Annotated in this window: 16 protein-coding genes; 11 read left to right on the forward strand and 5 right to left on the reverse strand. The window is 63.4% G+C overall.

The annotated features are described in order from the left end of the window. The first annotated feature begins 61 nt into the window (after window positions 1–61). Both F759_RS0111155 and F759_RS0111160 read left to right on the forward strand, forming a co-directional pair. Window positions 62–1,360, forward strand: coding sequence for an L-fuconate dehydratase (locus tag F759_RS0111155; RefSeq protein ID WP_027799918.1), 1,299 nt, complete (start codon window positions 62–64; stop codon window positions 1,358–1,360). 79 nt (window positions 1,361–1,439) lie between these two features. Then, the gene (locus tag F759_RS0111160) at window positions 1,440–1,943 is read left to right on the forward strand and encodes a YgjP-like metallopeptidase domain-containing protein (RefSeq protein WP_027799919.1); all 504 of its coding nucleotides are present in this window, start codon (window positions 1,440–1,442) and stop codon (window positions 1,941–1,943) included. Between the two features lie 34 nt (window positions 1,944–1,977). Here F759_RS0111160 and F759_RS0111165 read toward each other — a convergent pair whose 3' ends face one another. After that, window positions 1,978–4,317: an FdhF/YdeP family oxidoreductase gene (locus F759_RS0111165; protein ID WP_027799920.1), complete on the reverse strand. Its 2,340-nt coding sequence runs from the start codon at window positions 4,315–4,317 to the stop codon at window positions 1,978–1,980. Between the two features lie 164 nt (window positions 4,318–4,481). Between F759_RS0111165 and F759_RS0111170 the strand changes: the two genes are divergently transcribed. The 4 genes from F759_RS0111170 to F759_RS0111185 all read left to right on the forward strand — a co-directional run bounded on the left by F759_RS0111170 (window position 4,482) and on the right by F759_RS0111185 (window position 8,275). Continuing rightward, window positions 4,482–5,915, forward strand: coding sequence for an aminotransferase-like domain-containing protein (locus F759_RS0111170; RefSeq protein WP_027799921.1), 1,434 nt, complete (start codon window positions 4,482–4,484; stop codon window positions 5,913–5,915). A 60-nt stretch (window positions 5,916–5,975) separates the two neighbouring features. Continuing rightward, complete coding sequence (locus F759_RS0111175; protein WP_027799922.1) at window positions 5,976–6,329, forward strand: hypothetical protein; 354 nt, start codon at window positions 5,976–5,978, stop codon at window positions 6,327–6,329. Between the two features lie 159 nt (window positions 6,330–6,488). Then, window positions 6,489–7,631, forward strand: coding sequence for a BMP family ABC transporter substrate-binding protein (locus F759_RS0111180; protein ID WP_027799923.1), 1,143 nt, complete (start codon window positions 6,489–6,491; stop codon window positions 7,629–7,631). Between the two features lie 161 nt (window positions 7,632–7,792). Further along, complete coding sequence (locus tag F759_RS0111185) at window positions 7,793–8,275, forward strand: nucleoside deaminase (RefSeq protein ID WP_027799924.1); 483 nt, start codon at window positions 7,793–7,795, stop codon at window positions 8,273–8,275. Here F759_RS0111185 and F759_RS0111190 read toward each other — a convergent pair. Next, entirely contained in the window at window positions 8,272–8,853 is a 582-nt protein-coding gene (locus F759_RS0111190; RefSeq protein ID WP_027799925.1) for a lysozyme inhibitor LprI family protein, read from the reverse strand. The genes F759_RS0111185 and F759_RS0111190 overlap by 4 nt on opposite strands. 252 nt (window positions 8,854–9,105) lie before the next feature. Between F759_RS0111190 and F759_RS0111195 the strand changes: the two genes are divergently transcribed. The 5 genes from F759_RS0111195 (at window position 9,106) to F759_RS0111215 (ending at window position 15,090) form a co-directional block, all read left to right on the forward strand. Then, window positions 9,106–11,406, forward strand: coding sequence for a putative bifunctional diguanylate cyclase/phosphodiesterase (locus F759_RS0111195; RefSeq protein WP_027799926.1), 2,301 nt, complete (start codon window positions 9,106–9,108; stop codon window positions 11,404–11,406). Window positions 11,407–11,531: 125 nt separating this feature from the next. Then, the gene (locus tag F759_RS0111200; protein WP_027799927.1) at window positions 11,532–12,932 is read left to right on the forward strand and encodes an FAD-containing oxidoreductase; all 1,401 of its coding nucleotides are present in this window, start codon (window positions 11,532–11,534) and stop codon (window positions 12,930–12,932) included. 173 nt (window positions 12,933–13,105) lie between these two features. Further along, on the forward strand, window positions 13,106–13,681 hold the full coding sequence (locus F759_RS0111205) for a TMEM175 family protein (RefSeq protein WP_027799928.1): 576 nt from the start codon (window positions 13,106–13,108) through the stop codon (window positions 13,679–13,681). Between the two features lie 2 nt (window positions 13,682–13,683). After that, window positions 13,684–14,490 carry a hypothetical protein gene (locus F759_RS0111210; protein ID WP_027799929.1) on the forward strand — a complete coding sequence of 269 codons (807 nt, stop codon included), beginning with the start codon at window positions 13,684–13,686 and terminating at the stop codon, window positions 14,488–14,490. 111 nt (window positions 14,491–14,601) lie between these two features. Then, window positions 14,602–15,090 carry a metallophosphoesterase family protein gene (locus F759_RS0111215; RefSeq protein WP_027799930.1) on the forward strand — a complete coding sequence of 163 codons (489 nt, stop codon included), beginning with the start codon at window positions 14,602–14,604 and terminating at the stop codon, window positions 15,088–15,090. A 176-nt stretch (window positions 15,091–15,266) separates the two neighbouring features. On the opposite strand, the gene proP is transcribed toward F759_RS0111215, so the two are convergent. From proP to argA, 3 genes are all read right to left on the reverse strand, one after another. Beyond that, on the reverse strand, window positions 15,267–16,736 hold the full coding sequence (gene proP / locus F759_RS0111220) for a glycine betaine/L-proline transporter ProP (RefSeq protein ID WP_027799931.1): 1,470 nt from the start codon (window positions 16,734–16,736) through the stop codon (window positions 15,267–15,269). Window positions 16,737–17,537: 801 nt separating this feature from the next. Then, window positions 17,538–17,813 (reverse strand): oxidative damage protection protein, encoded by a 276-nt coding sequence (locus tag F759_RS0111230; protein WP_027799933.1) that lies wholly within the window; start codon window positions 17,811–17,813, stop codon window positions 17,538–17,540. Between the two features lie 115 nt (window positions 17,814–17,928). Continuing rightward, complete coding sequence (gene argA / locus F759_RS0111235) at window positions 17,929–19,317, reverse strand: amino-acid N-acetyltransferase (RefSeq protein ID WP_027799934.1); 1,389 nt, start codon at window positions 19,315–19,317, stop codon at window positions 17,929–17,931. Window positions 19,318–19,338 lie beyond the last annotated feature (21 nt).

The raw sequence follows: 19,338 nt of genomic DNA on the forward strand, positions 1-19,338 counted from the left end.
GTCGCTCCAGATCGCCGCATGGAGCGACGCCTGACTAACCGCCGTCGAGGAGCGTGTTCACATGACCACGATTACCATGTTGTCCGTGCGGGACATCCGGTTCCCGACTTCGCGTTCGCTCGATGGCTCCGATGCGATGAACGCCGCGCCCGACTATTCGGCCACCTACGTCACGCTCGAAACCGATGCGCCGCACGCGCTAACGGGCCACGGCCTCACGTTTACGATCGGACGCGGCAACGAGATCTGCGTGAGGGCGGTCGAGGCGCTTGCGCCGCTCGTCGTCGGTAAAACGCTTGAAGAGATTGCCGCGAACATGGGCGCTTTCTGGCGCGCGCTGACCTCGGACAGCCAGTTGCGCTGGATCGGTCCGGACAAGGGCGCGATCCATCTGGCGACGGCCGCGGTCGTGAACGCGGTGTGGGATCTGTGGGCGAAAGCAGAAGGCAAGCCGGTGTGGAAACTGCTCGTCGACATGAGCGCGGAAGAACTCGTGCGCTGTCTCGACTTTCGCTATGTGACGGACGCGATCACGCCGCAGGAAGCCAGCGCGCTACTGCATCGTCATGCGGCCACGAGAGGCGAGCGCGAGAAGGAAATGCTCGCGCACGGCTATCCGGCATACACCACATCGGCAGGCTGGCTCGGCTATGACGACGACAAGATCCGCCGGCTCGCGCGCGAAGGCGTTGTGCAAGGCTGGATGCATTTCAAGCAGAAGGTCGGCGGCAATCTCGACGAGGACATGCGCCGCGCTCGCATCCTGCGTGAAGAGATCGGTCCGGACCGCAAGCTGATGATGGACGCGAACCAGGTATGGGACGTCGATGAAGCCATCGGCAACATGCGGCATCTCGCGCAATTCGACCCGTGGTGGATCGAGGAGCCCACGAGCCCCGACGACATTCTCGGTCACGCGGCGATCCGCCAGCGGCTTGCGCCAATCGGCGTGGCGACGGGCGAGCATTGCCATAATCGCGTGATGTTCAAGCAGTTGCTGCAGGCGCATGCGATCGACTTTTGTCAGGTGGACAGTTGCCGCCTGGGCGGCCTGAACGAAGTGATCGTCGTGCTGCTGATGGCGGCAAAGTTCGGCGTGCCGGTGTGCCCGCACGCGGGCGGCGTCGGCTTATGCGAATACGTGCAGCACATTTCGTTGTTCGACTATATTTGCGTGTCGGCGTCGCTCGAAAATCGGGTGCTTGAATACGTGGACCACTTGCATGAGCATTTCGCCGATCCTGTCGTGATCCGCAATGGCCGCTATATGCCGCCGCAACGGCCCGGCTATAGCATCGAAATGCATGCTGCTTCGCTCGATCAGCATGACTTTCCTCACGGCCCCGTTTGGCGCCCTTGAGCGCGTGGCTGGGATGGCCGTGTAAACTTGGCGTTTAGCGTTCCGCATTTCAGGCGGCCGCCAACGCAAAGCCACGACCATGCACCATCTGACATACCTGAGCGGCTATCCTCCCGCACTGCTTGAGAAAGTCAAAAAACTGATCGCCGACGATCAGCTCGGCGCCTACCTCACTGCGCGTTATCCGAACACACACGAAGTGCAGACGGATCGCGCGCTCTACACGTACTGCGCTGAATTGAAACGCGAGCATTTGCGCAGCGCGGAGCAGATCGACAAAGTTAGCTACGACAGCAAGCTCGACGTGGTGCGTCACGCGTTGGGGCTGCACACCAGCATCTCGCGCGTGCAGGGCGGCAAATTGAAAGCGAAGAAGGAAATCCGCATTGCGTCGCTATTCAAAACGGCAGCGCCGGAGTTTCTGAAGATGATCGTGGTGCACGAACTCGCGCATCTGAAAGAGAGCGATCACAACAAGGCGTTCTACCGCCTCTGCGAGTTCATGCAGCCGGGTTACCATCAGATCGAGTTCGATCTGCGGCTTCACCTCACGCATCGCGAGTTGGCGAAGACTCAGGCTTGATACGTGCCGCGCATTGCGCGCGATACGTCGCCTCTCAAGCGGCGACCGCCTCCATTGCCGACGCTTTGAGCAATACAGGAATCGACTTCGAAGTCGGCGTCCCGGCGCCGTCCGCGACCGACGACAGCGGCACAAGCGGATTCGTCTCCGGATAATAAGCGCCGAGACAACCGCGCGGAATGTCGTACTCAACCAGCAAAAAGCCATCCGCGTGACGCTCGATGCCATCGGCCCACACGCTCGTGATATCCACGCGCTGTCCGGCTGCGAACCCTTGCATCGCGATGTCGTCCCTGTTTGCAAACAGCACGCGCCGTTGTCCATACACGCCGCGATAACGGTCGTCGAGGCCGTAAATCGTGGTGTTGTACTGGTCGTGGGAGCGCGTCGTCATCAACGTCATCAGGCGCTCGCCGTGCTGTTCGCGCGCGCGATGGATCGGCGTGTCGAGTGCGATTGCATGCACGAGAAACTGCGCTTTGCCGCTCGGCGTTTTCCAGATCCGCTCGCGCGACGCGACGCCGAGATGGAAGCCGCCCGGGCGCTTGAGCCGTTCGTTGTAGTCGTGAAAGCCGTCGATCACCTTCTCGATGCCGTCGCGAATCAGCGAATAATCCGCGGCGTGCGCGAGCCAATCCACCTTGTCGCTGCCGAGCGTCGCATGCGCCATGCGCGCGACGATCGCAATCTCCGACAGCAGATTCTCCGACGCCGGTTTGTTCATGCCATAGGAAATGTGCACCATGCTCATCGAATCCTCGACGCTCACGCCTTGCGCGACACCGTTCTGCAAGTCGATCTCGGTACGGCCGAGCGTCGGCAGAATCAGCGCGTCGCGGCCATGCACGAGGTGGCTGCGGTTCAGCTTGGTCGTGATGTGCACGGTCAGCTCGCACGAACGCATGGCTTCCCACGTGCGCGGCGTGTCCGGCGTCGCAATCGAAAAGTTGCCGCCAAGGCCAATGAATACTTTCACCTTGCCGTCAAGCATCGCCTGAATCGAGTTGACGACATCGAGCCCATGCTCGCGCGGCGGCTCGAAACGGTAGGCCTCGCCGAGCCGGTCGAGAAACGCCTGCGTCGGTTTTTCCTCGATGCCGACGGTGCGGTCGCCCTGCACGTTCGAGTGGCCGCGCACCGGGCACAGGCCCGCGCCGCGCCGGCCGATATTGCCGCGCATCATCATCAGGTTCGACAGCAGTTGCACGGTCGGCACCGAATTCTTGTGCTGCGTGAGGCCCATGCCCCACGTCGAGATCACCGCGCGGCCCTTCACGTAGATGTCGGCGAGCTTGAGCACGTCGTGGAACGGCACACCCGCTTCGGCGACGATGGTGTCCCAGCTTTCCGCGCGCAGATCGTCGGCGAAGGCCTCGAATCCGACCGTATGTTCGGCGATGAATGCGACGTCGAGCACGCGTTCAAGGCTGGCTGCCTGCGCTTCGTCGTCGAGTTCGATCACGCGCTTGGCGACGCCCTTGATGAGCGCGAAGTCGCCGCCGACTTTCGGGCGAATGAATACGGAACTGATCTTCGTGCTGCCCATCGTCAGCATTTCCACAGGATGCTGCGGACTCGCGAAACGCTCCAGCCCGCGCTCCTTGAGCGGATTGATCGACACGATGGTCGCGCCGCGCTTTGCGCACTCGCGCAGTTCGCCGAGCATTCGCGGATGGTTGGTTGCCGGATTCTGACCGAAGATCAGTAGCGTGTCGGCGTGTTCGAAGTCGTCGAGCGTGACCGTGCCCTTGCCGATGCCGACCGTATGCGGCAAGCCGCGGCTCGTCGCTTCGTGGCACATGTTCGAGCAGTCGGGGAAATTGTTGGTGCCGTACATGCGCACGAACAACTGATAGAGGAACGCGGCTTCGTTGCTCGCGCGGCCCGACGTGTAGAACGCGGCCTCATTCGGATCGTCCAGACGTTTCAGATGGCTTGCGATCAGATCGAACGCTTCGTCCCAGCCGATCGGCACATAACGGTCGCGCATCGCGTCGTAGACGAGCGGATCGGTTAAACGGCCGTGCTGCTCCAGCTCGAAGTCGGACTGCGTCATCAGTTCGGTGACCGTGTGCTCCGCGAAGAACGCGGGCGTCACGCGCTTGCTGGTCGCCTCAGCGGCTACGGCCTTCACGCCGTTTTCGCAGAACTCGAACGTGGATGCGTGCTCGCGGTCGGGCCACGCGCAGCCGGGGCAGTCGAAGCCGTCAGGCTGATTCTGTTTGAGCAGCGTGCGGTAATTGCCGCCCGTCACCTTTTCCTTGAGCAGGTTGATGGCGACGTATTTGAGCGCGCCCCAGCCGGCTGCCGGGTGCTTGTACGGTTCAATGCGGGCGTCGCTGCCCGATTCGCTGCGAGTGTCGCTGTTCTTCATGATGTTGGCGCGTGGTCTGGTCATGGCTTTCAAGCCGATTTGACAAGCCTACTGTGTTCCAATCGCAGTGCAGCATACAGAAAATCAAAAACGGAAGGGATACAGTTACTTGAGTTTTGTCATAGACTGGTGCTCCAGACGATTGATTTCCTTGAGCCACGTCCTTGAAACTGTACGAAAAGCTCGCCGATGAAATCACCGAAGCCGTGCGCCGCGGCGTGTTCGCGGCGGGCGAGCGGATTTTGTCCGTGCGGCAGGCGAGCCAGCAGCATGGCGTCAGCATCAAGACCGTGCTGCATGCGTACGCGTTGCTGGAAAGCCGCGGTATTGTCGAAACGCGGCCGCAATCGGGATATTTCGTGCGTGAAGCGGCGATGCACGCGTTCAGGCCGGACACGCGACGGCCGAGCGGCAAGCCCGCGCCGTTGGAGGCGCCCATCGCCGCCGAAGTCGACGTGAGCCGCCTCGTGCTGTCGACGTTGCGCAGCATCCGCGCGCACGACGCCGTGCCGTTCGGCTCGCCGTATCCCGATCCATCGCTGTTCCCGTGGCGGCGCATCAATCAGTACGCGAACGCGATTGCCCGCCGGCAGGCAAGCTGGAACCTGATCGACGATCTGCCGCCGGGCAACCCGGAACTGATCCGGCAGATCGCGCGGCGCTACGCGGAGAATGGCATGCCCGTCGATCCCGGCGAAATCGTCATCACGCTCGGCGCCACCGAGGCGATCAACCTGAGCTTGCAGGCGGTCGCGAAGCCGGGCGACACGGTGGCCGTCGAGTCCCCGACCTATTACGCGATGCTGCATGCGATCGAGCGTCTTGGCATGCGCGCGATCGAGGTGGCGACGCATCCCGTCGACGGCATGGACATCGATGCGCTGGCGCAGGTGATCGCGCGACAGAAGATCGCAGCGTGCATGGTGATGCCGAACTTCCAGAATCCGCTTGGTTTCCAGATGCCCGACGCGCGCAAGCAACGACTCGTCGAACTGCTCGCCGCGCATCAGATTCCTGTTATCGAGAACGACGTGTATCAGGAGTTGTATTTCGGCGAGACGCGGCCGTCGGCATTGAAAAGCTTCGACACGCAAGGGCTCGTGTTGCATTGCGCGTCGTTTTCGAAAAGCCTGAGCGCGTCGTATCGGATAGGCTGGGCGTTGCCTGGGCGTTATCGTGCGCAGTTCGAGAAGCTGAAGTTCCTCAACACGCTGACGACGCCTTCGGTGCCGCAAGTGGCGGTCGCCGATTATCTGCGGCAGGACGGCTACGACCGGCATCTGCGGCACGTTCGCAAGGTGTACCGGCAGCAGGCGAGCATCATGACCGCGATGGTGCGGCGTTTTTTTCCGGCCGGTACGCGTATTTCGACGCCGCAAGGCGGCTATGTTCTGTGGGTGGAGTTGCCGGAACGTGTCGATTCCATGCGACTTTATCAGGCGGCGCTCGCGCGCAGCATCACGGTCGGGCCCGGCATGATGTTTTCGACTCGCAACGATTTTCGCCATTTCATCCGGCTCAATTACAGCTATCCGTGGACCGCGCAAAGCGAGGCGGCGTTGAAGACGCTCGGCGAACTTGTCATGCAAATGGCGTGAAGCCCAGCAGGAGTTGGTGCAACAGAGGTCGGCACATAAAAGATCAGGAAGGAGACACGAATGGATGACGAGGAAATCGATCCGGTGCTGCTCGCCGTGCTCGGGCAGCTTTGGCGCGCGCATCGCGAAAGCGCCGGCGAGGGCACGGCCGGCGAGCAGAGGCGTAGCGGCGCGTGGTCGCTCGCCAGGCTGTCCAAGCAGGCGAACGTGCCGATGAGCGCACTGCGGCGGCAGTTGACAGCGCTCGTCGACGGCGGCCTCGTGGAGACGACGTTCAACGAGGAAGGCGCCGGCACCGCGCGTCTGAGCGAGACCGGTCGGGATTTATGTGCGGAGTTGTTCGGCGAGGGCGGGCTGGCTGGCAACGATGGGGCGCCCGATCCCGATGACACGCTGCCGCCGAGGCTTCACTAGTTCATCGCGGCGGATCCTGCAATATCAGTTCCGTTATACACGCGATAACAGCAATAATTTTTGCTCTGAAATTGACGCCGGAATATGGCCCCCTATGCTGGAGCCTTGCCCGGGACAACGGGCGCGAGGCGAATCCCTTCAATCGGTTTCGGAGAATTCATGAAAACAACGCTGGCGCGAGCGCTGCATCGATCCTTGCACATCAAGACTGTCCGAGGCGCGCTCGTTGCGGCATGTGCCGCAACGGTCGGCTTCAGCCTCGGCTTTGCTGTAACCGCAGCGTCGGCGGCCACGGCGCAACCCGTCGGCATTGCCTTCGTCTACCTGGGCAACCCCGGCGACGCCGGCTGGACCTATGCGCACGAGCAGGGCGTGAAAGAGGTCGAAGCGAAGTTCGGCGACAAGATCAAGGTGACGCGCATCGAGAACGTGCCGGAGTCGGCGGATTCGGAGCGCGTGTTCCGCGATCTGGCGTCGAAGGGCAACAGGATCGTGGTGGGTTCCAGCTTCGGTTTCCAGGACTTCGAATTGAAGGTCGCGAAGGACTTCCCCGACACGGTGTTCGAGCACGCAACCGGCTACAAGAAAGCAGCCAACTTCGCGACGTACGACGTGCGCACGTATCAGAGCGCGTATCTCGCCGGGCTCGTCGCCGGCTATACGACGAAGTCAAACACGCTCGGCTTTGTCGGCTCCGTGCCGGTGCCGGAAGTGGTGCGCAACATCAACGCGTTCACGATGGGCGCGCGCTCCGTGAACCCGAAGGTGCGCGTCAAAGTAGTCTGGATCAATAGCTGGTTCGATCCGGGCCGCGAAAAGCAGGCCGCCGAAACGCTGATCGGGCAGGGCGCGGACGTCCTCATCCAGAACACGGATTCGACGGCGACGATGCAGACTGCCGAGCAGAAGAAGGTGCACGCGTTCGGCTGGGACTCGAACATGAAGAAGTTCGGGCCGAATGCGCAACTGGGCGCGTGCGTGAGCAACTGGGGCGTGTATTACACGTATCTGGTGCAGCAGGTGATGGCGGGCACATGGAACAACGCACCGGTGTGGTGGGGGCTGAAAGAGAAGGCGATCGACCTCGCGGATATCAACACCGAAGCCGTGTCGCCGACCGCGCAAAAGGCGTTGAGCCGCAAGCGCGACGAGATCGTTTCGGGCAAGTTCGATCCGTTCGCCGGGCCGATCCTGGATCAGTCCGGTGCGGTGAAAGTCGCAGCAGGCAAGTCGCTGAGCGACGCGGAACTGCTGCGTCTGAACTGGTTCGTGCAGGGCGTCGACGGGTCGCTGCCGAAGTAACGCGAGCTTGCATCGAACGTCCCATTCAAGCGGAAACAACAAAAAAGGAGATCGCCGTGAGCCTGACCATTCCGAGCGCGGCGGCAAGCGCAAGCCCGACTGCGAGCGCAGCCGCAAGCACAGCCGCAAGCGCCGATGCGGCTCGCTTCCCGCCGCAGGGCCTGACGCCGACGCACGAGCAGATCGTGCGTCATCTGCGGCATTCGAGCCGGATCGCCGAGCGGGCGACGTTGCTGGGACATCATCCGTTCGGCGCGGTGCTGGTCGGCGCCGACCAAGAAACCGTGTTGATGGAGCAGGGCAACGTCGACACGGTGAATCATGCAGAGTCGGTGCTCGCTCGCGTGGCCGCGCTGAACTTTACACCGGCGTACCTGTGGAGTTGCACGCTGTATACGTCGGTCGAACCGTGTTGTATGTGCGCCGGTACGATGTACTGGGCGAACATCGGCCGGGTGGTGTTCGGCATGACAGAGAAGCGCCTGCTGGAGGCGACCGGCGATCACGCCGAGAATCCGACGATGAGCGTCGATTGCCGCTACGTCTTCGATCACTGCCAGAAGCGCGTCGAGGTGATCGGCCCGGTGGCCGAAGTCGAGGCCGAGGTGATGGACGTGCAGCGCAGGTTCTGGAATAGCCGTTAGATCCGTCCCAACATCGCGACGCCGCAGAACCAGTCGCCGCCATGCGGCCGGTATTTCCAGTGGCTGTCGTTCTGCTTGATCACGCTCGCGCACTGCTCGCCGATCGCGATACCCGGATGCGCGGCCGTGCATTGGAGCATCGCTGTATCGACGGCAGGAGGCGCGGGCATTGGCGGCTTGCGTGGGCGCTCCGGCTGCGCGGGCTTGAGTGCATCAGCAGGTTCCGGCGGTTGTGCCAGGGCGGGCGGCGCGCCCGTTTGCAGGCTCGCGATCAGTTGCTCGAGCTCGTCGATACGCGCTGCGTACCACATCCGGAGACACGCAGCGTCGCGGCAATTGGCCTCGCGCCATGCCCACTTGCTGTCGCTGTCGGCGATGAGGCGGCGCCGGTCGATCGCTCTTCGCCGCGCTTTCCAGTATAACTGCCCGAGCACGTCGTCGAGACGCGACAGCGCCGGCTCGTTGCAGATCATCTTCTCGGTAAGCGAGCGTCCCTTGTTGCAATTGAAACTCGCGGCATGAGCGGACGAATGCGCGATCAGCAGCGCGGCGATCAGAACGGAGCGGACGATTTTCATGACGATTCACGCGATGCATGGTTTTTCATGCAACGCATGATCGTCCGATCGCCCGCCATGCAGACCTCCGAAAAACGCGGCACTTCCAGTAAGTGATTACCAGATATTGCGTTGCGCGGCTCGACCGGGGCCACGATAGTCCAACGCACGGTCGAGCGAAGCGTTGCCGGCGCACATCTTCGAGCGTTTAACGGGTATACCCTGATGCGCTGCTTACCGATTCTTGCCGATGTTGGGTTGGGGGGCGCATATATGGACCGCGAAGCGATGTCACGCATGGAGGTGGGAGCGACGCCCGAAGCTAGCCGTTACCGGCCGGATCTGCTGGCCGAAGAGGTGTTGGCGTCGGAGCGCAGCGTATTGCGGCTGATCACCCGCAATACGCCGTTGCCGGAGTTGCTGGATGAAGTGTGTCACCGCGCGGAAGCGCTGCTGGGTGCGGGCACGTCGTGCTCGATCCTGCTGCTGGACGACGACGGCGTCCACGTGAAAATGGGCGGTGCGCCGTCGCTGCCGAGGAGCTTCAGCGCGGCGATCGACGGTGTGCCGATTGGTCCGCAGGCTGGCTCGTGCGGCACCGCGATGTACGAGCGGCGCCTGGTGGTGGTTGAAGACATCGAGACGGATCCGCTGTGGGCGGACTTCCGCGCGCTCGCGTTGCCGCACGGCTTGCGCGCGTGCTGGTCCGTGCCCTTCGAAAACGACGCCGGCACGGTGCTGGGCGCGTTCGCCGTCTATCATCGCGAGCCGCGCCGGCCCACCGCTCAGGAAGAGACGATGCTGCGCGACATCAGCCGCAGCGTCGGGCTCGCCGTGCACCAGGACGCGATGGCGCAGCGCCTCGCGAATAGCGAGGAGCACCACAGGCTCGTCGTCGATCATCTGATCGAGGGCATTGTCGTGCAGTCGCGAGCGGGCGTCGTGCTCGCCTGCAATCCGAGCGCACAGCGCATGCTCGGCACGGGGCCGCAGATCATCGGGCGCAACATCCGCACGGTGATGGCGCGTGGGTTTCGCGAGGACGGTTCGCCCATCTCCGGGGACGAGCGGCCCACCGCCCAGGTACTGGCGACCGGCAAGCCGGTGCTCGACGTCACACTCGCGCTGGAGCTGGTCAACGGCGAAGTCATCTGGATCACCGAGAACGTGGTGCCGATTCTGAAACCCGGCGAGAGCAAGCCGGATTCCGTGCTGATCTCGTTTACAGACATCGGCCCGGTGCGCGAGGCTCAGCGTCAGCTTAAATTCCTCGCGACCCGCGACTCCCTCACCGGGCTCTACAATCGCGCCTATCTGACGGAGCGGATGAACAGCCTGTTCGCGCCCGGAAGCCCGAACGGCAGCGGTGAGCTCACGAGCGTCGCGGTGCTGTTCGTCGATCTCGACGGGTTCAAGAAGGTCAACGACACGGCCGGTCACGAGGCCGGCGACGCGCTGCTCAAGAGCGTCGCCGGACGGCTTGCCGGTTGCGTCGGCCCGGACGATACGCTCGCCCGAGTGGGCGGCGACGAGTTCGTGATCGTGGTGAGCGACTGCGAATGCAACGACGAGCTGGTCGGGCTGGCCCGCCACATCCTCGACGAAATCGCGGTGCCGTTCGCGGTGGCGGACAACGAGTATTACCTGGGCGCGTCGATTGGCATCAGCCGCTTTCCCGAAGACGGGCAGGACGCGCCCACGCTGATGCGCAACGCCGACTCGGCCATGTACCACGCGAAGCAGCGCGGCCGCAACAACTTCCAGTTCTTCACGGCCGAGCTCAATCAGCAACTGCAGCGCCGCTTCGTCATCGAGCAGTCGCTTCGCCGCGCGCTGGCCTCGGACGAACTCAGTCTCGTGTATCAGCCAATCGTCGATAGCCACGCCGGCCGGACCATCGGCGCCGAGGCACTGCTGCGCTGGTACAACAGTGAGCTCGGCAACGTCTCGCCGGCCGAATTCATCCCGGTCGCCGAAGACGCCGGCCTGATCGTCGAGATCGGCGACTGGGTGCTCGCGCGCGCCTGCGAGCAGGCTGCGCAATGGCGGCGCACGCTCGCGCCCGATCTGATCGTCGCGGTGAATCTGTCGCCGCGCCAGTTCAACGACGGACTGGTCGAGCGGATCAGGCGCTGTCTCGACCAGTCTGGGCTCGAACCGGCGGCGCTCGAACTGGAAATCACCGAGCGGCTTTTAATGAGCGACAGCGACACCGTGCTGCCCATGCTGCTCGCATTGAGCGCAACGGGCGTGCGCATTTCCGTCGACGACTTCGGCACGGGCTATTCGTCGCTGTCGTATCTGAAGCGTTTTCCGCTGCATAACCTGAAGATCGACCGGTCGTTCGTGGCGGGCTTGCCGGATCATCGCGATTCGATTGCGATCACGCAGGCCGTGGTGGCGATGGCGCATTCGCTCGGCATGAACGTCACCGCGGAAGGCGTCGAGACGCCCGAGCAGGCGGCATTCCTTCGCTCGATCGATTGCGACAAGCAGCAGGGCTATCTGTACAGCCGGCCAGTGGGCGCGAGCGCGTATGCGCGCGCGCTGGCCGACGCGTATGCGGCGACCTGATCCGTGCGCCGCGTTGCACCCGGCGCGGCGCGGCTATCTCCGTTGCAATTGGCAGCCCCATATAACCGCGCCGGAGACTGGGCGTAAGATGCAACGACCTGCATGCGAGCCCCAGGAGAGTTGCGATGGCACAGCACTTCGACGCAGTTGTGATCGGCACGGGACAGGGCGGCGCGCCGCTTGCCGTGCGTCTTGGCAAAAGCGGCCGCCGCACGGCGGTCATTGAACGCGCGGCGTTCGGCGGGACCTGCGTGAACGTCGGCTGCACGCCGACCAAGGCGTATGTGGCGAGCGCCCGCGCGGCGCATGTGGCGCGCCATGCGGCGAGGCTCGGTGTGCATGTGGGCGGCGCGGTCGGCGTGGATCTGGCGGCGGTGAAGGCGCGCAAGGACAAGATCATCGGCCAGTCGCGCGACGGTGTGGAGACATGGCTGCGCGGCACGGAAAACGTCACGGTGTTCAACGGCCATGCGCGTTTTACGGGGCCGCGTACGCTTGCTGTCAGCGGGCCGGACGGCGGCGTGCTGCACGAACTCAGCGCGGACGAAATTTTCCTCAATACGGGCACGCGCGCCGTGGTGCCGCCGCTGGAAGGCATCGAGCGAATCCGCTATTACACTAACTCGACTCTGCTCGAGATCACCGAGTTGCCGAGCCGGCTCGTGATCGTGGGCGGCAGTTATATCGCGCTCGAATTCGCGCAGGTGTTCCGCCGCTTCGGCAGCGAAGTGACGGTGCTGGTGCGGGGCGACCGTGTGCTCACGCGCGAGGATGCCGATTTCGCGGAGTCTGTGCAGAGCGTGCTGGCCCGCGAAGGCGTCGAGTTCCGGTTCGGTGTGCAGCCTTCGCGCGTCGAGCCGCATCCGCATCGCGAGAACGAAGTGTGTATCGGCTTCGAGCAGAACGTGCCGGCGCTCGAAGCGTCGCACCTGCTGTTCGCGACCGGGCGCGAACCGAATACGGACGATCTCGGGCTCGCCGCGGCGGGTATCGAGACCGACCGGCACGGCATCATTCCCGTGGACGGCCAGTTGCGCACCAGCGTGCCGGGCGTGTGGGCGATCGGCGACATCAACGGACGCGGGGCCTTCACGCATACGTCCTACGACGATTACCAGATCGTCGCGGCCAATCTGCTCGACGGCGGCGCGCGCACTGTCGACACCCGGATCATGGCGTACGCGGTATTCGTCGACCCGCCGCTTGCGCGCGTCGGTCTTTCGGAAGGCGACGTGCGCAAGAGCGGCCGCGACGCGCTGATCGCGACAATGCCGATGTCGCGCGTGGGCCGCGCGCGCGAACGTGGCGAGACGGACGGCTTCATGAAGGTGCTGGCCGACGCCCACAGCAAGCAGATTCTCGGCGCAGCGATTCACGGTATCGAAGGCGACGAGGCGATTCATACGTTCATCGACATCATGACCGCGCGCGCGCCCTATCCGACCTTGCAATACGCGATGCACATTCATCCGACCATCAGCGAACTCGTGCCGACCCTGCTCGACGGTCTGAAGCCGCTGAAGTAAGACGAGCGCGGCTCGCATGAGCGGCGGCTCGCGGGAACGGCGCGGCACGCATCGACAAAGCGTCGCGGCATCGCGGATAATCGCCAGCGGCGCGGGCCGTCTGCGGGATCGAGACGAGCGCGCATTTGACTGCATTCAACGACATTCAACCGCATTCACTCGAGGAACAGCCGATGGGCAAGGGACGCGTCGAAGCCTTCAGCGATGGCGTGATCGCCATCATCATCACGATCATGGTGCTTGAAATCAAAGTGCCGGAAGGGTTCGACCTCGCCGCGCTGCGTCCGCTCGTGCCGGTATTCGGCGCATATGTGCTCAGCTTTATCTACGTAGGCATCTACTGGAACAATCACCATCACCTGTTCCACACGGTGCAGAAGATCAACGGCGGCGTGCTGTGGGCGAATCTACATCTGCTCTTCTGGCTGTCGCTGCTGCCCGCGGTCACGCATTGGGTCGGCGAAAATCATCTGGCCTCGTGGCCGACCGCGATGTATGGCGTCGCGCTGTTCATGTCGGCGATCGCGTATTTCATCCTGACGCGCACGCTGATCCGCGAGCACGGCCGCGATTCGACGCTCGCCAAAGCGGTGGGCAACGACTTCAAGGGCAAAGTGTCGGTCGCGATTTATCTCGCGGGCATCGTACTCGCGTTCGTCGCGCCGTGGATCTCGGCGGCGCTCTATGCGCTCGCCGCCGCGTGGTGGCTGGTGCCGGACCGGCGCATCGAGCACGTGCTGGAAGCCTGAGCGTGCTTGCACTGAAGCTCACGCTCGTGCCGGCGTTTCTCGCCGCGCTGACGATGGCGGGGCGCCTGTGGGGACCGTCGGTTGCCGGATGGCTCGCAGGGTTGCCGGTCGTCGCGGGACCGATCGTGCTGCTGCTTGCGCTGGAGCGCGGGTCGTCGTTTGCGGCGCAGGCTTCGGTCGCCTCGATTGCGGCGATTGCCGCGTCGGAAGCATTCAATTTCGTGTACGCGTGGAGTTGCCGCCGGTTGTCGTGGCCGCTTGCGTTGATCGCAGGCATGAGCGGGTGGCTGGCAGCGGCGCTGTTGCTCACGGATCTACCTCAGTCGCTCGTCTGGGCGGTGGGCGCGGCTTGCGTCGCCGTGGTGGTTTCGCAGAGCCGCTTGCCGCGCGTGACAGGGCATGTGCCGGCCGCGCGCCTCGGCGTAGCCGACCTCGCTGTGCGCATGCTTGCCGGTGCGCTGTTGACGCTCGCGGTCACCCGCTTGTCGGCGTCGATGGGTGCAACGTGGAGCGGTCTGCTTTCGGTGTTTCCGTTGCTAGGCATCGTGCTCGCGGTGTCGGCGCAACGCGGACACGGCGCCAGCTTCGTTGCGTTGCTGATGCGCGGCATGGTGATCGGGCGCGGCTCGTTTGCGGCGTTCTTCGCAGTGACGGCCGGGATGTTGCCGCGCTATGGCGTGTGGCTGAGCTTCGCGTGCGCGTCGGCGATTTCCATCGTCGTGCACGGCGCGACGCGGCGTATGCTGGATTCAAGGCGGCCGGTGCAAGCGGTATCGCGTGAGACTTCGTTGCGGCAGACGGCGGATTGATTTTTCGGGCGCTTGAGAGCGACCGCGTGCGCGGGACGAGCGTGATTGCAGCGAGCCTGATTGCAACGAGCCTGATTGCGAGCAGGCCCGAGCTTCGCGGATACTGTCCTCATGACTTCATCTACTCGCCGTTCGCCGTCAGGCCGCATCGGCCTCATCTCCGACACGCACAACCTCGTGCGTCCGGAAGCGCTCGAATATCTCGCGGGCTGCGACGCCATCATCCACGCGGGCGACATCTGCAATCAGGCCGTGCTCGATGCACTGGCGCAGATCGCACCGCTTACCGTCGTGCGCGGCAATAACGACACCGGCGAGTGGGCCGCTGCGCTGCCGACCCATGCGACGCTCAACGTGCAGCAAGTCGCGATTCTGGTCGTGCACGACATCGCCGATGTGCCCGCCGATCCGCGCAAGGACGGTATCGGCGTGGTGGTGACCGGCCATTCGCATAAGCCGTTGATCAGCGAGCGCGACGGCGTGCTGTTCGTTAATCCGGGCAGTGCAGGGCCGCGGCGTTTCAAGCTGCCGGTTTCGGCGGGCATTCTGACGGTCGAAGGCTCGCAGGCCCATGCGAGGTTCGATCTGCTGCTCAAATGAAAACGGGCCGGCAAATCTGCCGGCCCGTCGTATGACTACTGTCGATGTTGCTGCAATGCCGTGCGGTTAGATGGCTTCACCACTGCAATGGCCGCGATCAAGCTACCTACTACCGCTAGAGGCGAATCCCGAAGTCATCGCCCGTTCACGTTACGCGGCTACTGCGCCGCACGCGATCATGCACGCGCCGTAGCGGTCGCTGCGTAGCCTTCGTCCATCTCTTCGGCTTCACGTTCGCCGCGCAGCACTGCGTGCGCTTCAGCGCGCGTCGCCACGCAAGGGCCCGAGCCGAGCAGCGGCTTGCGCGCGGTTTCACGCAGCGCCATCACCGAGACGATACCGATCAGCGACGCGCCCATCAGGTAATACGCGGGCATCATCAGATTGCCGGTACGGTCGACGAGCCATGCCGTCACGAGCGGCGTCGTACCGCCGAACAGCGACACCGAAACATTGAAGCCGATGGCAAGCGCGCCATAGCGGATCTTCGTCGGGAAAAGCGCCGGCAGTGCCGAGGGCATCACGCCGGTAAAGCACGACAGCAGCACGCCGAGAATCATCAGTCCGGCGAACACCGGCAGCACCGTGCCCACGCGGATCAGCAGCAGGGCGGGAATCGACAGCGCGAACAGACCCACGCAGCCGAACAGCATCACCGGCTTGCGGCCGATCGCGTCCGACAGACGGCCGGCTGCGAGCGTCATCGGCATCATCAGCACCATCACGAGCAGCACGATGAAAAGGCCGTGCGATTCGTTGAAGTGCAGCGTGGCCGACAGGTAGCTCGGCAGATACGAGAGCGCCATGTAGTCGGTCACGTTGAAGATGAGCACGAGGCCGACGCACAGCAGCAGCGGCTTCCATTGCTGCACGAGCAGGTCGCGCAACGATTGCTTCGGTAGTGCCTTATCTTCGGCTTCGCGTTGCTCGGCCTGCTTCTTGAACGCGGGCGTTTCTTCGAGCTTCATCCGGATGTACAGACCCACCAGACCGAGCGGACCGGCGATCAGGAACGGCACACGCCAGCCCCATGAGAGCAGCGCGTCGTTCGACAGCGTCGCCGTGAGCACGGCGACCGTGCCCGCGCCGAGCACGTAGCCGATCAGCGTACCGAATTCCAGAAAGCTGCCCATGAAACCGCGGCGCTTGTCCGTAGCGAATTCGGCGATGAAGGTGGCCGCACCGCCGTATTCGCCGCCGGTCGAAAAGCCTTGCACGAGGCGCGCCACCAGCAGCAGCGCCGGCGCGAGAATGCCGATCGTCGCATAGCTCGGAATCAGGCCGATGGCGAACGTGCCGAGCGCCATCATGATCATCGTCATCGCCAGCACGCGCTGACGGCCGATGCGGTCGCCCAGCGGACCGAACACCATGCCGCCCACCGGGCGCACGAGAAACGCCGCGGCAAACGTGCCGAAGGTGGCGATCAACTGGGCGGACGGGCTCGACGACGGAAAGAACACTTTGCCGAGCGTGACAGCGATGTAGCTGTACACGCCGAAATCGAACCATTCCATTGCGTTGCCGAGCGCCATTGCGCCGACGGCCCGCTTGAGGAGCGAGTTGTCGACGACGGTGATGTCGTCGAGAGAAAGGCGTTGTTCTTGTTTGTGATGTCGCCAGAAGCCGTTGCTGGAAGCGGTCAAGGTAAAACTCCGATGACTGCGACGAAACTCATGATGCGTTCCGCCACGGTTGCTGGAAAGTGTCGTTTCGCAAACGGCGCGATGGCGTCTTGCGCCGCGGGAGGCGAAAGGGTGGGCGCGCGCCAAAGGAAACTGCAGCAAACGCCGCAAAAGCAGCAAACGCCCGTGCCTCGCGAGCCAGGTCGCGAAAAAACACTCGTCTAGATTGTGTTGACTGTTACACCTGCGTGGCCGTGGAAGGGGGGCAGATGCATGAGGGCGCGGACGGCTGGAAGCCGGGCCTACGCCACTGGAAGGCTTGAAACGAAAAAGGCCGGTGCTTTATATTCGCCGCTCGAATGGGCCTTGAAAAGCCACGTCAAACGGCAAAACGACCGACAAGCCTTCTTGTATAAAAACTGTTCCATCGCGATGGACGCGCAGTGCAAGCACTTGATGTCGCAAGGTCAGGGAACGCGAATGAAGGTGAATTGCTGTTGGAACGATGAACATGATAGCACGATGACAGAGGATCGTGCAAACCCGGTTGCGGGTGCATAACTGGGTCGGCTCGTTCAATCCCTTGCCGGGCGGGGAATACGGCGGATCGAACCGGTCCGCGGAAGGGGCTTAAATCAGCTTGAAAATGTACCGTTTGGAGAGATTTTCAAGGTGGGCGGCGTGGTCCGGCGGGGCACAAGTCAACGGATTGAATCGATCGCAGGTTCCCACATAAATTGCCGGTGCCGCGGCGTTGTCTATGGGCCAAAAAATCCGCGCTCGAGGCGCGGATTCAGGTAATGCGGTGCAAGCGTCAAACGCTCACTCAGCCGGCGGCGGCACGTAACCTTGCGCCGTGTCCGCGCCTTCGCCGAAAAAGAACTTTTCGGTCTGCTTCATCAGATACTGGCGCGCGCGCGGGTCGGCCATGTTCAGACGGTTTTCGTTGATCAGCATGGTTTGCTGCTTCAACCAGGCCTGCCATGCTTCCTTGGAAATGCCTTCGTAGATCCGCTTGCCGAGTTCGCCCGGCAGCGGCGGGAAATCGAGGCCTTCGGCTTCCTTGCCGAGCTTCGCGCATTGAACCATACGAGTCATGCTGTGCTTCTCCTGTGTCGACCGTTAGTGCTTCAGCACTTACTCCGGTCCCATAAAAATGGTTATTGAATCAATTGTGGGGCAGTCGCTTTATATGGGGCCGCTCAGAGCTGTTTCATAGCTGTTTCATCAGCACGAGCGATTTGCGCTGCCAGTTGTAGAGCCGGCGGCGGTCTTCAGGCAGGTCGTCGACCGTGACCTTCACGAAGCCGCGCTTCAGGAACCAGTGTTCGGTGCGCGTGGTGAGCACGAAAATGCGCGTGAGGCCGCGGGCCCGCGCACGTTGCTCGATGCGCTTGAGCAGGCGCTCGCCGTCGCCGGTGCCTTGCGCTTCGGGCGCGACCGTCAGGCACGCCATTTCGCCGATGCGCTCCTGCGTGTACGGATACAGCGCCGCGCAGCCGAACAGCACGCCATCGTGCTCGATCACCGAGAAATGGTCGATGTCGCGCTCGATCTGATGGCGGCCGCGCCGCACCAGCGTGCCGTCCGATTCCAGCGGCTCGATCAGCGCGAGAATGCCGCCGACGTCGTCCGGCGTGGCTTCGCGCAGACTTTCCAGATTCTCGTACGAGATCATCGTGCCCACGCCGTCGTGCAGGAACAGTTCGAGCAGCAAACTGCCGTCGAGCGCATAGGGGATGATGTGCGCCCGCGCGACGCCGCCGCGGCACGCGCGGATCGAGTGCTTCAGATAGAAACCCGCGTCGCCGGTGACTTCGCCGCTTTCGTGCAGCTTGTAGGCGTCGTCGAGCGAGAGTTCGCGGACCAGTTCCGGGCCTTCCTCGCCGGCTTGCATGAGGCCGGGCGTTTCGGTCAGGAACACGATCTTGTCCGCGCGCAACGCAATGGCGGCGGCGGAGGCGACGTCTTCCATTGCCAGATTGAACGCCTCGCCGGTAGGCGAGAAGCCGAGCGGCGACAGCAGCACGAGCTTGCGGCTCGCGAGCGAATGGCGGATCGAATCGGCGTCGATCTTGCGCACTACGCCGGTGTGCGCGAAGTCCACGCCGTCCAGAATGCCGACCGGGCGCGCCGTCACGAAGTTGCCCGAGACGACGCTGATGTGCGCGTGCGCCATCGGCGTGTTCGGCAAGCCCTGGCTGATGGCCGCCTCGATATCCAGCCGCACTTCGCCGGCCGCTTCTTTCGCGGACTCGAGCGCCCGCGCGTCGGTAATGCGCATGCCGTGCGAAAACTCCGACTCGACGCCGTGCAGACTCATCTGCTCCTCGACCTGTGGACGCGAGCCGTGCACCAGCACGATCTGGATGCCCATGGCCTGCAGCAGCGCGATGTCCGACACGAGCGCATTCAGGAGCCCCTGATGCACCACTTCGCCGCCGAAACCGACGACGAACGTCTTGTTCCGGAACGCGTGGATATAAGGGGCGACTGAGCGCATCCAGTCGACGAATTGCGCGTGCTGTGCGAGGTGTTCCGTTGCTCCGGCAGGGGCCGGAACGCTCGCGGGCGCGGGGACGAGGTCGGTTTGGGAATTCATGCCGGGGATTATAATGCGCCC

Source organism: Paraburkholderia dilworthii, from assembly GCF_000472525.1.
Taxonomy (GTDB): domain Bacteria; phylum Pseudomonadota; class Gammaproteobacteria; order Burkholderiales; family Burkholderiaceae; genus Paraburkholderia; species Paraburkholderia dilworthii.

Coding starts and splice junctions, on each gene's coding strand:
- F759_RS0111155 (WP_027799918.1), top strand. CDS start 62: ATGACCACGATTACCATGTTGTCCGTGCGGGACATCCGGTTCCCGACT.
- F759_RS0111160 (WP_027799919.1), top strand. CDS start 1,440: ATGCACCATCTGACATACCTGAGCGGCTATCCTCCCGCACTGCTTGAG.
- F759_RS0111165 (WP_027799920.1), bottom strand. CDS start 4,317: ATGAAGAACAGCGACACTCGCAGCGAATCGGGCAGCGACGCCCGCATT.
- F759_RS0111175 (WP_027799922.1), top strand. CDS start 5,976: ATGGATGACGAGGAAATCGATCCGGTGCTGCTCGCCGTGCTCGGGCAG.
- F759_RS0111180 (WP_027799923.1), top strand. CDS start 6,489: ATGAAAACAACGCTGGCGCGAGCGCTGCATCGATCCTTGCACATCAAG.
- F759_RS0111190 (WP_027799925.1), bottom strand. CDS start 8,853: ATGAAAATCGTCCGCTCCGTTCTGATCGCCGCGCTGCTGATCGCGCAT.
- F759_RS0111195 (WP_027799926.1), top strand. CDS start 9,106: ATGGACCGCGAAGCGATGTCACGCATGGAGGTGGGAGCGACGCCCGAA.
- F759_RS0111200 (WP_027799927.1), top strand. CDS start 11,532: ATGGCACAGCACTTCGACGCAGTTGTGATCGGCACGGGACAGGGCGGC.
- F759_RS0111205 (WP_027799928.1), top strand. CDS start 13,106: ATGGGCAAGGGACGCGTCGAAGCCTTCAGCGATGGCGTGATCGCCATC.
- F759_RS0111215 (WP_027799930.1), top strand. CDS start 14,602: ATGACTTCATCTACTCGCCGTTCGCCGTCAGGCCGCATCGGCCTCATC.
- F759_RS0111230 (WP_027799933.1), bottom strand. CDS start 17,813: ATGACTCGTATGGTTCAATGCGCGAAGCTCGGCAAGGAAGCCGAAGGC.
- argA (WP_027799934.1), bottom strand. CDS start 19,317: ATGAATTCCCAAACCGACCTCGTCCCCGCGCCCGCGAGCGTTCCGGCC.